The sequence below is a fragment of the Adlercreutzia sp. CNCM I-6207 genome (assembly GCF_977072305.1).
Genome location: NZ_CDRVLZ010000008.1, coordinates 1 through 14,613 on the forward strand (window position 1 = coordinate 1; position 14,613 = coordinate 14,613).

General features: G+C 59.0%; 17 protein-coding genes. 7 read left to right on the forward strand and 10 right to left on the reverse strand.

Going from position 1 to position 14,613, the window contains the following annotated elements:
• The first annotated feature begins 184 nt into the window (after positions 1-184).
• Genes ACW4QM_RS05425 through ACW4QM_RS05435 form a run of 3 tightly spaced genes read left to right on the forward strand, consistent with a single transcriptional unit; the run spans position 185 to position 2,253 of the window.
• Positions 185-655, forward strand: coding sequence for a restriction endonuclease subunit S (locus tag ACW4QM_RS05425; RefSeq protein WP_455798248.1), 471 nt, complete (start codon positions 185-187; stop codon positions 653-655).
• Positions 656-711: 56 nt separating this feature from the next.
• Positions 712-1,269: a hypothetical protein gene (locus ACW4QM_RS05430; RefSeq protein WP_418379560.1), complete on the forward strand. Its 558-nt coding sequence runs from the start codon at positions 712-714 to the stop codon at positions 1,267-1,269.
• A gap of 33 nt (positions 1,270-1,302) precedes the next feature.
• Entirely contained in the window at positions 1,303-2,253 is a 951-nt protein-coding gene (locus ACW4QM_RS05435; protein ID WP_455798249.1) for a restriction endonuclease, read from the forward strand.
• Positions 2,254-2,271: 18 nt separating this feature from the next.
• Here the strand turns inward: ACW4QM_RS05435 and ACW4QM_RS05440 are convergent, their stop codons facing one another.
• The 3 genes from ACW4QM_RS05440 to glsA all read right to left on the reverse strand — a co-directional run bounded on the left by ACW4QM_RS05440 (position 2,272) and on the right by glsA (position 4,457).
• A complete protein-coding gene (locus ACW4QM_RS05440) occupies positions 2,272-2,670 on the reverse strand; it encodes a hypothetical protein (RefSeq protein ID WP_455798250.1) in 399 nt (132 codons plus the stop codon).
• 2 nt (positions 2,671-2,672) lie between these two features.
• Positions 2,673-3,425, reverse strand: a complete 753-nt coding sequence (locus ACW4QM_RS05445; protein ID WP_455798251.1) for an NAD-dependent protein deacylase — start codon at positions 3,423-3,425, stop codon at positions 2,673-2,675.
• A 63-nt stretch (positions 3,426-3,488) separates the two neighbouring features.
• Complete coding sequence (glsA, locus tag ACW4QM_RS05450; protein WP_455798252.1) at positions 3,489-4,457, reverse strand: glutaminase A; 969 nt, start codon at positions 4,455-4,457, stop codon at positions 3,489-3,491.
• 203 nt (positions 4,458-4,660) lie between these two features.
• On the opposite strand from glsA, the gene ACW4QM_RS05455 reads away from it, so the two are divergent.
• Positions 4,661-6,025 (forward strand): DNA cytosine methyltransferase, encoded by a 1,365-nt coding sequence (locus ACW4QM_RS05455; RefSeq protein ID WP_455798253.1) that lies wholly within the window; start codon positions 4,661-4,663, stop codon positions 6,023-6,025.
• Between the two features lie 52 nt (positions 6,026-6,077).
• Here the strand turns inward: ACW4QM_RS05455 and ACW4QM_RS05460 are convergent, their stop codons facing one another.
• Complete coding sequence (locus ACW4QM_RS05460) at positions 6,078-6,905, reverse strand: PmeII family type II restriction endonuclease (protein ID WP_455798254.1); 828 nt, start codon at positions 6,903-6,905, stop codon at positions 6,078-6,080.
• 166 nt (positions 6,906-7,071) lie between these two features.
• Between ACW4QM_RS05460 and ACW4QM_RS05465 the strand changes: the two genes are divergently transcribed.
• Together ACW4QM_RS05465 and ACW4QM_RS05470 are read left to right on the forward strand one after the other, a co-directional pair.
• A complete protein-coding gene (locus tag ACW4QM_RS05465; RefSeq protein WP_237974544.1) occupies positions 7,072-7,722 on the forward strand; it encodes an HAD family hydrolase in 651 nt (216 codons plus the stop codon).
• A gap of 260 nt (positions 7,723-7,982) precedes the next feature.
• The gene (locus ACW4QM_RS05470; RefSeq protein ID WP_237974545.1) at positions 7,983-9,392 is read left to right on the forward strand and encodes an MFS transporter; all 1,410 of its coding nucleotides are present in this window, start codon (positions 7,983-7,985) and stop codon (positions 9,390-9,392) included.
• Here ACW4QM_RS05470 and ACW4QM_RS05475 read toward each other — a convergent pair.
• The gene (locus ACW4QM_RS05475) at positions 9,370-9,843 is read right to left on the reverse strand and encodes a GNAT family N-acetyltransferase (protein ID WP_161128112.1); all 474 of its coding nucleotides are present in this window, start codon (positions 9,841-9,843) and stop codon (positions 9,370-9,372) included. The genes ACW4QM_RS05470 and ACW4QM_RS05475 overlap by 23 nt on opposite strands.
• A gap of 344 nt (positions 9,844-10,187) precedes the next feature.
• On the opposite strand from ACW4QM_RS05475, the gene ACW4QM_RS05480 reads away from it, so the two are divergent.
• Positions 10,188-11,045 (forward strand): AraC family transcriptional regulator, encoded by an 858-nt coding sequence (locus tag ACW4QM_RS05480; RefSeq protein WP_161128113.1) that lies wholly within the window; start codon positions 10,188-10,190, stop codon positions 11,043-11,045.
• A gap of 103 nt (positions 11,046-11,148) precedes the next feature.
• Here the strand turns inward: ACW4QM_RS05480 and ACW4QM_RS05485 are convergent, their stop codons facing one another.
• From ACW4QM_RS05485 to ACW4QM_RS05505, 5 genes are all read right to left on the reverse strand, one after another.
• Positions 11,149-11,598, reverse strand: coding sequence for a zinc ribbon domain-containing protein (locus ACW4QM_RS05485; protein WP_161128114.1), 450 nt, complete (start codon positions 11,596-11,598; stop codon positions 11,149-11,151).
• Positions 11,599-12,019: 421 nt separating this feature from the next.
• Positions 12,020-12,385 (reverse strand): GIY-YIG nuclease family protein, encoded by a 366-nt coding sequence (locus ACW4QM_RS05490; protein ID WP_114540061.1) that lies wholly within the window; start codon positions 12,383-12,385, stop codon positions 12,020-12,022.
• Between the two features lie 29 nt (positions 12,386-12,414).
• A complete protein-coding gene (locus ACW4QM_RS05495) occupies positions 12,415-13,272 on the reverse strand; it encodes an alpha/beta hydrolase (protein ID WP_337193234.1) in 858 nt (285 codons plus the stop codon).
• Between the two features lie 510 nt (positions 13,273-13,782).
• Positions 13,783-14,250 carry a hypothetical protein gene (locus tag ACW4QM_RS05500; protein ID WP_114540064.1) on the reverse strand — a complete coding sequence of 156 codons (468 nt, stop codon included), beginning with the start codon at positions 14,248-14,250 and terminating at the stop codon, positions 13,783-13,785.
• 32 nt (positions 14,251-14,282) lie between these two features.
• Complete coding sequence (locus ACW4QM_RS05505; RefSeq protein ID WP_173114773.1) at positions 14,283-14,492, reverse strand: DUF6440 family protein; 210 nt, start codon at positions 14,490-14,492, stop codon at positions 14,283-14,285.
• Positions 14,493-14,613 lie beyond the last annotated feature (121 nt).

Below are 14,613 nucleotides of genomic sequence, written 5' to 3' on the forward strand. Positions count from 1 at the left end.
AAAGGAAGTGGAGGAGGAAAGAGCCTTAGGCTATCGGCAACGCGTGGAATGAGTATCGGCGACGCGCGGAATCATCATCGGACAAGCGCGCAGGAGGCACCACGGTGAAGTTTTTTATCAGGGACGTGGTGAGTTCGGGTCGTTTTTTCCGCGCAGGCATCTTTTCACTACTGAACCGAAACGTATGGCGCGAGAAGGCGACATTCTCGTAAGTGTTCGCGCGCCTGTTGGTGACTTAAACATTGCAGCCGAAGACTGCTGCATCGGTCGGGGCCTTGCTGCTATACATTCAGGAAGCAATCAGAGCTTCGTTCACTATCTCATGCGAGCTCAGAAGCGGCAACTCGATACATTCAATGGCGATGGCACCGTGTTTGGTTCTATCAACGGAAAAGCCTTGAAGGAGCTCTCCGTCTACCTTCCGAGCAATGATGGCATAGCTCATCTCCAGTCCCTGCTTGAACCCATTGATGCGATGATTCGCCGAAATGATGATGAGATGCAGGCCCTAGAACAACTACGTGACGCTCTTCTCCCCAGGCTCATGTCCGGCGAGATTGACATTTCGCGGATCGGTCTCAGGCAGCTAAATGGTCATTTAGGGGCACCTACAAGCTTGCTTGCATACAGCGTCGCACTTATATTGTATCGGTGATGGCGTTTTGAGCAGACGGTCTTGGTTTAGGTTGGCGGGTTGGAGGTTTCACGGTAATGGCGAAAAATAGTTACGCGCTCATAGGGCGTGTTTTGGATGCATCTGAAGCAAAAAGTTGGGAAAAGGCTGTTGATGAATGGGAAATCGTGGGATATGTAGAGGATTCAAGTTTGACTGAGGCGTGTATTTGTGGAAAAGAGAATCTACGGTATCTATTCACGATTCGAAATGTAATTAATGGAAATATTCTCTATCCAATAGGATCGAGCTGTATAAAGAAATTCGAACATGATGCTCTGGCAGATGAGTTGCAGTGTTGGCAAGATTACATCAGATTGAAAAACAAAATTAGAGTTACAAAGTCGATTGCACTCAATAGCATTTATTTCACAAGAAGACTGCTCAGATTCCTCTATATTAAGGGAGCGTTTCGGCCTAACAAATACAATGGAAACGATCCTCGTAACGATTATGAGTTCATGGTGGACATGTTCAATAAAAGAGACAAAAGTTCACTAACCCAAAAGCAGGAAGCTAAGGTGGGGATACTTTTGCGAAACATTGGGCTTTTTGTTGAGCTGTTCGACCCAATGGATGAACCGCTTGAGTTTTGACGCAATGTCTTTCGTGCAAGGGGAGGATGGTCTATGCCAGTTCCAAAGTATGATGAGATGATGGTTCCGGTTCTGCGGCGTATTGCGGAGACGCCTGGAGACACTGTGACGAGCAAGCAGCTTCGGCGGTTTGTTATCGACTACTGGGGTTTGAGCGACAACGAAGTGGCTGAAACGATTTCGAGTGGGTTCGAACGCTATGCCAACAATATGCTGTGGGCCTGCACTTATCTTAAGCAGGCAAAATGCATCGAATCGCCAAAGAGGGGGACCTACCTGGTCACCCAGCGAGGGCTCGACCTGGTCAACAGCGGTGTCGAAAAGCTCGACCGTCAAGCGCTCATGCAGTTTCCTGAGTTCTGCGACTTCCTAAATCGGAGCCGCAAGGGAAAAGACGTCTCCGCGAAAGAGACCAAGGAGACGGTCGCCCAGCCTATGACTGTCGAAGAGAACGAGTCTCCGGAAGACACGATAGATGAGGCATTTCGCAGTATTGAGACGGCGTTGGTGTCGGATATCCTCGAAGCCATTATGCAGCAATCGCCGGCGTTCTTCGAGCGTCTCGTTGTTCAGCTTTTGCTCGCCATGGGATATGGCGACTCGCTCGACGATTCGGGCTCGGTTACCCCTCTTTCGAATGATGGAGGCATTGACGGGGTGATTCGCGAAGATAAGCTGGGATTCGACAACATCTATATCCAGGCAAAGCGATGGGACTTGAATGCAAGTGTTGGACGCCCCGATCTTCAAGCGTTCGTGGGAGCGCTGACGGGCACGGGAGCAACGAAAGGCCTCTTCATCACAGCAGCGCGGTTTTCAAAAGGCGCGCTTGAATATGCGGGCATGCAACATGCTGTGAAGCTTGTGCTTGTCGATGGAGATCAGCTTGCGCGCCTGATGATTGCGCACAATGTCGGTGTGTCGGTGCGGCATACCTATGAGATCAAAGGAATCGACAGGGATTACTTCGATATCGACAGCTAAGCTGGGAATGGCATGACCCTATTGCCTCTCGAAATAGTCGCGGTCGGTTAGGTAGTAGGTGCGGATATAGCCGGCGGGGGATACGACGACGAACTCGCCGGTGGATTCCAGGAAGTAGAGGTCGTCGCCGTCCTCGGCTTGCAGCTTGTGGAGGGCGGCTGGGTTGGCGACGACGGCGTTGGCGGCGGCGAGGTATTCCTCGGCCGTGGCACAACCGGTCTCCTGGCCGTGCTTTTCGAAGTGCTGCTGCAGTTTATCCTCAGTGCGGAAGGTGAGGTACGAGACGGTTTCGACGGAGGTCGTATCCTGGGAAGGTGCGCTTCCGCTTTCGCCGGACGCAAACCCGCAGCCCGACAGGCACAGGAGCGCCGCCAGTGCGAGAGCGAGAAGCGCCCGCGCTTTTAGAATCTTCCGCATAGCTAATATCCCAGCACGTCGCCGACGTTGGCGGCAATGCAGAGGTCGGCGTGGGCGTCGCGCGGGGTGGGGGTGCGGTTGATGATGACCAAGTGGTCGCCGCAGAAATAATCGATGAGGCCCGCGGCTGGGTACACCACCAGACTTGTGCCGGCGATCACGAGCAGGTCGGCGCTGGCTATGGCGCGCACGGCCGCTGTCACGGTGGCGTCGTCCAACGGCTCCTCGTACAGCACCACGTCCGGCTTCACGATGGCGCCGCAGTGCGCGCAACGCGGCACGCCGTCGGGACTCTGCTCGCGCAGGGCCAGCAGCTCCTCCACGGTGTAGGGCGCACCGCAGCCCATGCAGAAGTTGCGCCACACGCTGCCATGCAGCTCCAGCACGTTCTGGCTGCCGGCCTTCTGGTGCAGCCCGTCGATGTTCTGGGTCACGACGGCTGAAAGCGCTCCCTGCCGCTCCAGCTCGGCCAGCTTGCGATGGGCGGCGTTGGGCGCAGCGTCCAGGGCCAGCATGCGGTCGCAGTAGAAGTCGAAGAACTCGCGGGGATGGGCGTCGAAGAAGCTGCGGGATACCATGGTCTCGGGCGGGTAGGGGTAGCGCTGGGCGTAGAGCCCGTCGGCACTGCGGAAATCGGGGATGCCGCTTTCTGTGGACACGCCGGCACCCCCGAAGAACACCATGCGGCCCGGCGCGCACTCGTCAATCCACCGGCGCAGCTGCTCAATGTCGCGTTCCGTTTGGTCGCCGACCATGGCACGTCCTTTCCGCATCCAATCGCTTGGGGCCTTGGGGCTTTCCAGGAATTGTACCCGACCCTAGGCTTCGACGAGATCGAAGTGGGTGTTGGAGAAGACGTTCAGGTTCAGGCTCTTCATCAGGTGCTTGAGCGCCGCCTGGGCCTTCACGGAATTGCCCGCGTCATCCAGCGGCGGCGCGAAGGCGCACACGCCGAAAAGCCCGGGCATGACGCCGATGACGGCGCCGCCCACGCCGGTCTTCGCGGGCAGTCCCGTGGCATACAGCCAGTCGCCCGAGTGCTCGTAGAAACCGACGGCGCTCATAAGCGCGACTACCTTGGAAGTGAGCGCTGCGCCGAACACGCGCTTCTTCGTGAGGGGGTTCACGCCGTCGTCGGCGATGGTGGCCGCCGAGATGGCCAGCTGCTCGGCCGTCACGCCCAGTGAGCACTGGCGCGTGTACAGGTCGAGCGACATCTCCGGGTCGTCGTAGATGCGGCCGTACTCCTGCAGCAGCCAGGTGATGGAGCGGTTGTCGAAGTTCGTGGCGGATTCGGAATGGTACAGCTCGTCGATGAGTTGGGGCTTGCTTCCTAAAAGAGCGGTCATGTTGTCGAAGATGGCCTTCCATTTCCCATCGGCATCGCCGTGGGGCTTGACGAGCGAACAGGCCGCGATGGCGCCGGCGTTCACGAGCGGCGTGGAGGGTCGGTCGTTTTCCAGCAGGATGGCGAAGATGGAGTTGAACGGCAGCCCCGTGGCATCGGCGCCGATGTCGTCGAGGATCGCCTGCGCGCCGTGCTGTTCCAGTGCCAGAATAGCCGTGTGCACTTTCGAGACCGATTCAATGCCGAAGCGGTAGTCGGTGTCGCCCGCAGAGATGAGCCGGCCGTCCGGCAGGCACAGACTGATGCCGAACAGGTCGGAATTCACGTTGGCGAGATAGGGAATGTAGTGGGCATTTTGGCCGCCCTTGATGTCCTTGCAGGCTTCGTAGGCGTCGTGCACGGCGGTGCTGATCTGATCGAAGGTGAGACGGGTTATCATGGCGCGCTCCTCGCTCCTTGGGGAGAGTTTTCCTCATGGTACGCCGGCTGGTGTGTGGTTGTCGGACTCTTGCTACGGTCGTTGGCAAACTGTGGGGGAAGAGCGAGCGCGTTCGTCCAGCTGCCGTCTCCCTGGTTACGCGAGAGCCGCTCTGTGATAATATGGTCTGAAAAATTTTCCAAATAGAAAGAATGTTGAGATAGATGGTTTCGGAGAAGCAGGAAAGTCTTCTTTCGGTAGATGACGCGGCAGATTCAATCGGCGTTACCAAACAGACGGTGACGCGGCTCATCCGAGAGGAAAAACTGCCAGCCCAAAAAGTCGGCAACAAATGGGTCCTTCGCGAAGAAGCGCTGCGGGACTACATGCGGGACAACAATCTCGTCCCAGAGCCTAAGGATCATGGGTGCTTGATGAGCGAAAAGCCGGGAATAGTGGCGCTTAGCTTCTTTTCGGGGGCGCTCGGCCTTGATCTGGGCATGGAGGCTGCGGGCATTGAGCCGCTTCTCTATTGCGAAAACGATCGCAAATGCAGGATGACCATTCAGGCAATGCGTCCGTATGGCGCCCTGATCGGCGACATCAACCAGTACTCGGCAACGGAGATCCTTCAGATGGCCGGTTTGGAATCGAATGCGAAGGTCGATGTCATGTTCGGTGGCCCTCCCTGCCAGGCTTTCAGCACGGCAGGTGCTCGACGAGCGTTTGACGACGCGCGGGGCAATGTGTTCCTGAAGTACCTTGAACTGGCTTCAGAAATAAAACCTACGTACCTGGTAATAGAAAATGTGCGCGGGCTTCTTTCGGCTCCCTATGCTGTTGAGCGACACGGGCAGCCGGTAAAAGGGGGTGCGCTGCACGTCATTCTCCGCAAATTGGAGGAGGCGGGGTATTCCGTGAGCTTCAATTTGTATAACGCTGCGAATTTTGGTGCGCCTCAGATTCGGGAACGCGTTGTGCTTATCGGAAAGCGGGGAGAAAGCAAAGCCCCTTATTTGACGCCCACTCACGAGTGCGATGGGCAGCACGGGCTTCCGCCGTGGAAAACGTTCGGCGAGGTCGTGGGGGATTTGAAGGCGCGCCCCATGCAGCATACCGATTTCCCCGAGAAGCGTCTCAAGTACTTTAGAATGCTCAAAGAGGGGGAGTATTGGAAAGATCTGCCCGTGGCTGTGCAGCGTGATGCCATGGGGAAGGCCTTTGAACTGTCGGGTGGCAAGACGGGGTTCTATCGGCGCATACGATTCGATCGTCCGTCTCCGACGCTGGTCACCTCTCCGACGATGCCGGCGACGGATCTGTGCCATCCTACGGAAGATCGCCCGCTTTCGGTGGAGGAGTACAAGCGCGTTCAGGGCTTTCCCGACGATTGGCGTATCTGCGGGAATGTTGCGGATATGTACAAGCAAATCGGCAATGCGGTGCCGGTGGCGCTTGGCGAGGCCATTGGGCGGGCGATTGTCGGGGACATGAACGGGGACGAGCCCGACGAACGATTTGCCGATTTCCGCCATTCTCGCTATCGATTGACCAACGACGAAACGTGGCAGGCGCCTGTCGCGCGATGATTTCCGACATGGCTGCGCCTGTTCTCTGGAGGGATATGACGCGGCTCTCGGACTAGCAAAGCCGCTGCTTGAGCAGTTGGACGTCGTTCATAGTGTCGCCAAGGGAGTTTTCCTCGAGGGCTCGGCGCATCTCTTCCTGCAGCCGGTCGATGCACTCTTGACGCGCCTGGCGGACATCGCCGATCTCGATGCGGGAAACGTCGTCGATAAGACCCTCGACGGAGTCGAAACCGGTAAGCCATTGCCAAAAAGCCGCCCCCGTCAGATACCGGTATTGGAACCCGGCGATGTCCCGGTTGGCCTGATCGCGCTCGTCGGGCTGGTAGGTGCGTATCTCATCGATGGCCTTGTTGTGGCGCAGCACGCAGAACGCTGGCAGCACTTGTTGGTTGCTGGCGCGCTTGAATCGTCGCTGAGTCTCGCACTTGTCTTTCAGTTCACGGAGCTCCTGGGGGAACGATGCCGAATTGGTGGTGTTGACCTGCGATTTGAGCTCGCATACGTAAAGGGCTCCGTCACGTACCGTCATCATATCCCCCGTGTCGAGGGTGTCGGAGGAGATAGCCGCAATCAGTGCCTGCCACAGGTTGCCCATGACCGTTTCCTCGCTGGAGCTTTCGCAGGCGCGGAACGCCTCAAGCACGAACTCTTCAGCGGTGGCAACGCCGCGGGCGGCGAACATGATGACATCTTTGCCAAGCAGTTTCTTGAGGTTGATCTTAGAGCTGTCGCGATAGTAGGCCGCCCTCTTGGCGGAGAACTCCCGCAGCATGTCGTAGGCAATGGCGCGCTGCCGGGCTACGTCGTCAGTGTAGACAACGCCGTTCTCGATGCGCTGTTCTGCGGAAAGGGTAATGGATGGGTGCGAAGGGGTGTCCATAGGGAGATGCCTTTCTCGGCGTTTGATTGCGAATGCCATTATATTGCATGCTTGGGGCCATTTCAGAAGCGAGCTTGTTTGCGAGTCTGGCTTTGCTGAAGGGTTGTGCGGTTCGCTTGCTCTACAATGGCGATAACCTGTTTTCCAACCTTTCTGAAAGGCTTCCATGAACGACATTCAAGGCGTGCTGTTCGATGCGGATGGCACGCTGATCGACACCTACGACATCATTCTCGCTTCGATGCGCTATGCCGTGAACGACGTGCTGGGCTGCTCGCTTGATGACGCCGAGCTAATGGCGGGGGTTGGCACGCCGCTCTACGATCAGATGCTGCATTTCACGGGAGGCGACGCGGCTCGCGCTACCGAGATCACGCAAATCTACCGCGACCACAATGACGGCGTCCACGATGCGCGCATTCGCGCCTTCGGCGACACGAAGGCGGCGCTCGAGCGATTTCAGGCGGCGGGTATCCCGATGGGCGTGGTCACCTCGAAGCGCCATGCCATGGCCCAGCGCGGGCTCGAAATGAGCGGTATCGCAGACCACTTCCAATTCCTCATCGGCCATGACGATTGGCCCGAGCATAAGCCAGCTCCCGGCCCCATTCTGCGAGGCTGCGAGCTTTTGGGCGTGGCGCCAGAATGCGGTCTTTACGTGGGCGACAGTCCCTTCGACATCCAAGCTGGCAACGCTGCTGGCTGCGCTACCGCCGCCGCTCTCTGGGGCATGTTCCCATGCGAGGCCCTGGCGGCCGAGCGTCCCACGCTCATGTGCGATTCGCTAACAGAGCTCGCGGATCGGCTGGGCATCTAGGCCAGCTTACAGCTGCACAACCATATCGCACTCTCGGCAAGTTGCGCGAACGCTCTCTCGTACTATGACTTCTTGGTACAAAGCGCAACGTGCTTTCGGCGCGTTGGCGCGGAAGCATCTGCGACGAAACATGCTGCGGCGAAACACGCTGCGGCGGCCTCGGACGTAGTCGCCGGCGGTGGAGGTGCGTCGACTGCCGGGGCGCCACGTGCGAAGGCGCCTGGCTTTAGCCGGCCGCAATATAGAATGGAGTAGCTGATATGGCTGTTCAAAACAAGCAGACCGCAAAACACCGCCAGGCGATGATCGTGGTGCTGTTCGCGTGCAACCTGCTTGCCTCTTTGATGCAGTCGCTCATGAACGTCGCGCTCGACTATGTTTCGGCAGAGTACCACGTGAGCCTGTCCGAGGCGAACCTGCTGGTGCTCGGCTATTCCATCGTGGCGGGTATTGTCATTGTGCTCGCAGCCCTCTCGCTCCACCGCTTCGGTTTGAGGAAGGTCATGCTCTTCGGGCTGATCGTGTCGTTCGTCGGCTCGCTGCTCGGCGTTCTGGCCTGGGATTTTCCCTCTTTGGTGGCGGCGCGACTCATTCAGGCCGTTGCCACCGGCCTTTATTTCCCCGTGGTGAACGAAGCGCTGCTCAATCTTTCGCCTAAAAACGGCGCCGGCCGCCTGCTCGCTATCAATAGCGGCATTATCGGAATAGGGCTTGCGGTGGCTCCCATCGTTTCAGGTCTCGTCATCACCTATTGGGGGTTGCGGGTGCTGTTCGCCATTCCCGCGGTGACGGCATTCGTCCTCTTTTTCATTGCGCGTCGCACGATCGTCGATATTATGCCGCGTCAGAAGTTGCCCGTCGACGTGCTGAGCGTCGTGCTCATTGCCGTGGGGCTTTCCGCCTTCATGATCGGCTTGAACGAGGTTACGCGCAACCCGCTGCCGATGGTGGCGCTCATGATCGCGGGAATTGCCGTGTGTGCGTGGTTCATCCACCGTCAAGGACGCCTCGCCCATCCGCTTTTGGACATGCGTCCGCTTCGCAACAAGACCTATGCTCTGGGCGAGACCCTCATCGTTCTCAGCTATATGAGCTCAATTTACCTCAGTCTGCTCATTCCGCTTTATTTGGAAGGGGTGGCGGGTTTCACGCCGTTCATCGCTGGTTGCTTGCTGGCTCCGGCGACGCTGTGCTATGCGGGTCTGTGCTTTGTCAGCGGCCGGATGCTCGGGAAGGCGGGGGTGTGGCCGCTTGTACCCGTCGGATTCGGCGTGTGCCTTGTCGGGTTCGTGGCGCTTGCGGTGCTCACGCGGCTCGATCTTGCGCTGGCCATCGTGGGCTGCATGGCGCTTGCGTGCGCGGGAATCGGCACCGAGTATCCTGCGATTAAGAGCGTCGATCTGGAGGTGCTCGCGCCCGAGCTGTCCGCAAGTGGATCGTCGATCCATTCCACGTTGGTGCAGATCGCAGGATCTATTTCGTCGGCGCTCTTCGTCGGTCTCATGTCGGGGCAGGTTCACCGCCTGATGGCCGATGGCATGGCGAAAGCGCAGGCCTACAGCGCAGGTTTCTCGACCACCGTGTACCTGGCGGTCGCCTTTGTAGTGGTAGCGGCCATCTTATCGGTGGTTTACGCGCGCCATGTGGTCAAGCTGACCCGTGGGAAGTAGGGCACAGGCGCATATGCAGGATGGGGAAGGGGTCGCCCATGCCGTCGGTTTCAGAGCGGTCGAACACCTCGAAGCCGTAGTGCTCGTAGAAGCCGACGGCTTGGCCGTTCTGCTCGTTTACATCCACGAGGGTGGCGCCGTGCTCGCTTACGGCATGGTCGAGCAGGAGTGAGCCCAGCCCGCAGCCGCGAAGGGACGGGTGGATGAACAGCGTCTCGATCATAGCGCCATCGACACCGATAAAGCCTACGACCTGGCCATTCTCGTCCCGGCAAACCGCCAGGTGCGCGACGGATGCAATCGCATCTGGCACATAGGCCGCAATGCGCTCGATATCATCCGGCGTGAGAAACGTGTGCGTTGCCTCAACCGAAGCCCGCCAGCAGGCGACCAGCTCGGCTAGCAGGCCCGTGTCGTCGCCAAGCTCAATGTCTTCGATGCGGAATGCCATTGTGCTCCTTCCGTGCACGCATGAAGCTTTAAGGACTATAGCATACCGTGCTGCAGCGGTCGGGGTGCTGCTCGTGCGCTGCTTCTACCAGTACTTCCGGTGCGAGACGAGAGCACCCATGAACGAGACGGGCTCTTCGTAGCGATACCTTGTTGCTCTTTGACAAAACAGTAAACGGCAGTAAAAGAAGTTCAAAACAGTAAAGCGCTGGGAGACGCTACGGAACCGCAGCGACCGCGGCTTAGGCGGGGCAGAAGCGTGAGCCGGACGTGCCGAAGTTGCACTTGAACGGAGAGGAAGGGGCGTGGTTCAATGGGTACTCTGATCGGGTAAGGAGGTGCGAAGTGAGCCAGCTTGAAGATTTGAATCGCGCCATGGCCTACATCGAGGAACATTTGGATGGCACGGTCGATATGGACGTGCTTGCGCGCATTGCGGTGTGCTCGAAGTATCAGCTGCAGCGGATGTTCCCCTATCTGACGGGCGTGACGCTGCCCGAATACATCCGTCGCCGCGCTGTGACTCGGGCAGCCCAGGATCTGCGGGCGACGGACGCGAAGGTGGTGGACGTGGCCCTGCGCTACGGCTACGACTCGCCGACGGCGTTCGCTCGGGCGTTCCGGCGCGTGCATGGCGTGTCGCCCAGCGACGTTCGCCGTCCGCAGATCAAGCTGACGCTCTACCCGCGCCTCGTGTTCACCTTGTCCGTGAAAGGAGAAGAGGCAATGGATTACCGCATCATTGAACAGGGCGCCTTCCGCGTCGTTGGCATTCCGTCCGACAACGGGACGTGGGAGGTGGAAGATGCTGGGGAGAAGGCCGTCGATTACTGGGAGAAGTTGGGACCCCGCGTGCACGAGATTCTCGATCTCGTGGACGGCAGCGAGCCAGCTGGGCTGCTCGGTGTTCAGTTCTGCCGCGACGGCGCGTTCGACTGCTACATGGCCTGCGTCGCGACGAACCGCCCGTGTCCCGAGGGCATGGAGGAGCGCACCGTGGAAGCGGCCACCTACGCGGTGTTCGAATGCGTGGGACCCATGCCCGAGGCGATGACCAACCTGTGGCACCGTATCCTGACTGAGTGGCTGCCCTCGTCCGGCTATCGCTGGGAGAGCAAGACCGACGTTGAGCGTTACTTCACGCCGCGCATGACCGCCCCCGACAGCCGCAGCGAAGTCTGGCTCCCGGTGGTGAAAGCCTAGCGCTGGCCTCCCCGATGCGTTCGGGCAACATTCGCAGGGCGGTTTCGGCCGTCTTGCGAATGTCCGGAAATTCGCGCTGTCGGTCGCCGGTGTCGCTCGCGCGCTACTTCTGCCAGTGCTGCAGGTGAGGGACGAGGACGCCCATGAAGGAGACGGCCTCTTCTTGCGACATGCCGGTGGCCTCCATGAGGAAGGGGGCCGTCTTCTCGATGAGTTCGTCTTCGCTTTGGTAGGCGAATTGGCCGCCGTCATAGCACCACTTGCAGTAGGCCGTGTTCTCCGTACCGTCGGTCTCGGTGCCGTGGGGCATGTTGGGGACAGTGAAGGGGGTGCCGCAGCATTGGCACAGCTGGCTCACGTCGATGTCGAAGAGCTGGATGACCGGCACGTCCAGCACGGTCGCAATGAGCTTTCGCATGTCCACGGACGGCTCGGTCTCGCCGTTTTCCCATCGCGACACCGCCTGACGGGTGACGTAAAGCTTCTCGGCCAGATCTTGCTGGGTCATGCCGCGCTGCTCCCGCGCCGCGGCAAGGGTTTCCTTGAACGCCATGTTCGTCCTTTCTTGCAGGGCCCCCGGGTGGTTGCCCGCGTTTTAGCGTGGGTCCATTCTGTCTGGTCGTTCTGCCCCTTTCAAGCAACATCTTGTTGCGTACGATATTTCTAAGCGGCCAAGATCTGTGGAAGGAGCGGTCTGGTCGCGCCTCGGTCGACGAACCGCTCGGTTTTTGCATGAGATTGACGTTTATGAGCGTCTCGGGGGCGCGAACCACGCAAATTGGGTGGACCGTCCGAGAAGGGCGAAGCTGTGAACTGGTCTTTCTCCGGCCTTCTCTGAACCTGTACGCATGGGTGCGAAGTTGAGGCGCTCATAACCGGCGATTTGCTGCAGAAAAGCACCCCTTTGCTGACCGACGTGGGCACTGCGGGCGCCGATGCGCTAAAGTCGCGCTTGCCCGAAAACCTAAGGAAGCCTATCGGCGTCGGGCGCCGTGGGCGGCTTTCAGTTTGGTGGCTTCCGGATGTTCGGCCAGGCAGAGGTCGAGGAGCGTTTCAAGTTCCTCGGCGATGTCCGCATCCGCATCGCTGGGGTCGAGGCGCTGCAGCACGCCGAACTCGAAGGCGCTTTCGCCGTGCTGGTTCCAGAGGGCCTGCAGCCGCTTGTCCGGGTAAAGCCCCGACGACAGCTGAAAGCGCATTCGGTTGAACGCCGCCGGAGCGTCTACGACGTCCGCGAGGAACATCTCGCCGGTCGCGCCGCACGTGACGAAGACGACGCCCGCTTCCCGTGGGCGTTCCTTGTAGGCGGCGCGCAACTCCTTCTTCTTATCAGTATCCATAGTTGGGTTCTTTCGGTTGAGGGTCTATTTTAGTCGAGAGAGGGAGGGATTCTTTGCGGGGCGAAATAGTGCTCGGTGGCGTAGAGGTAGTGCTCTTCGAAATGTCGCACGGCTTCCTTCGACTTCTTCGCGAAGGGGAGCAGCATGTCGTAGGCATGGAACCAGTGGGGGTATACGTCTACGGAAGCCTCTGTGCCTGCGCGTTTGAGGTTCGCGACGTACTCAAGCGTCTCGCAATAGAACGGCTCTTCAGTGCCGACATAGGCGTAGGCAGGGGGCAGGCCCGCATAATTGGCCTCGCGGGCGGGGGCGGCGTAGGACGGGGGCGTTACGCCGCCCAAACCGCGGAGATAGTACTTCCAGGCGAACCGGTTGGTGCGCGTGTTCCACACCGGCGCATGGTTGTCTCGCGACGAGGCGGTTTCCCGGTCGTCCAGCATGGGGTAGAGAGGCATCTGGAAGGCGATGTTGACCTCGCCGATATCTCGCGCCAAAAGGCAGGTGGCCACCGTGAGGCCGCCCCCGGCGCTTTCCCCACCCACCATGATCTGCGCATCGTTGATCCCCAGCTCGTCGGCGTGGACCTTCAGGAAAAGCAGGGCGGCGTAGCAGTCTTCCAAGTCGGCGGGAAACGGCTTCTCGAATGCGGTGCGGTATTCCGGAGCCACCACCACGGCGCCGTACTTTTCCACTAGAAGGCGGGCATGGGGCAGCAGGATCTTTGGGTGCATGCCGTGAAGGTGACCCCCTCCGTGGAGCCACAGGATGCCCGGAGTGCTTTCACGCGGTCGCGCGTTTTTCGTGGGCCGCATGATGAGAATCCGTATATCCCGATCCGAGGACGGAATTATCCTTTTCTCGATAGTATGCAATTTCCGCGTGGCCATGTTCGCCCTCCGGTGTTCCGGGGTTTTCTGTCCAGCGCAGTATACCGTCGAAGAGCAGAGGGCCCAGACGAGAAAGCCTGGGCGCGTATTCGGGCGATACAATGTGTCCTAGGGCGGGGGGTCTGCTTTTGCCGGCCTTCCGGTCGACGAACCGCCCGGTTTTTGCAGCAAATCTCGAGTTATAAGCGTCTGCTTCCGCTTGCGGTAGAAGATGCGCTGAGAGGTCCGAGGAAAATGCCTGATCAGCGTATTGCGGATGAAGCCGATTTTGGCGGACTGCTGAAGATGGCCTCTTTCGTGTTGCAGAAGGCGAGGCCGCCTTCATCACAATCATGTGAGTGCTTTAGCAATGCAGTCGGCGAAGGCTTTCGGGTCGTCGACGCTCAGGCCGAGGGCGAGGGTCTGTTCATATATCCGCCAGCGTTGTGGTACGAAAAGGCCCTTTCGCCGGGGAACGTGTAGGGTTTTGCCGCCAGCGAAGTAACGTGCGACGCCTAAGCAGAGTGAGACCTATTCGCATGATGTCTTGTGGCCGAGTTCGCTGAGTGCTTGCAGGGTGAGGTTCACGTTTTCGGCGTGCCAGTTCTTGAAGCCACCGGCATATTGGGTGGCGTATATGCCGGACAGGCGAATGTCGCTCAGCTCCTTTTGCTGGGTGGTGAGGCGTACGGCACCGCCACGTGTCTCGATGTCGATGATCACGTTGAGCAGGTCATCGACGAGTTTCACGGATTCGATGTCCTCATAGGGAACCACGAGCGTGACATCCCGTTCCAGCGTCGCCCAAAGGGGGCTGAACGGAAGCAGGATGAGCTCGTTCTCGCACATCTGAAGGACGGCCACATCGCACGTCTCGAAGAAGCGGACGATCTTCTCGCTCAGATCCCCTGCCGCGCCCTTGACGATGATGCACCGATCCTCCAGTGGCGTGAAGCCGGCATCCACCGCATATTCCCAAACCTTCTCTTCGCGGGCCATACTTACTGCTCCTTTCGTTGTCAGGGTTGCGTCTACTCGTTTTTCCCGACAGGGGTAACAATGGGGTTGCCGCATGAATCGACGAGGATGGTCATGCCGGTGCAGTTGACGCCGGAAGAGGCGAGAAAGCCTGCCAGAAGGTAATTCACTCCCGTCTCGCGGTCGACAAGGACGTAGGTGCGGTTAGCGAGGCCGTCCTGCTGCGCGTGAGTCTGAATGAAGCGCTTGCCGTTTTCCTTCATGGGCGTATTCCTTTCACTCGGGTTTGCGTTGGCGGGCATTATTCTGCCGATTCGTCCCTGTATCCGCAAATGGGTCGCTCTGGCAAAACACCTGCTCAAAGGGCCTGTAAAAGACTTTTGA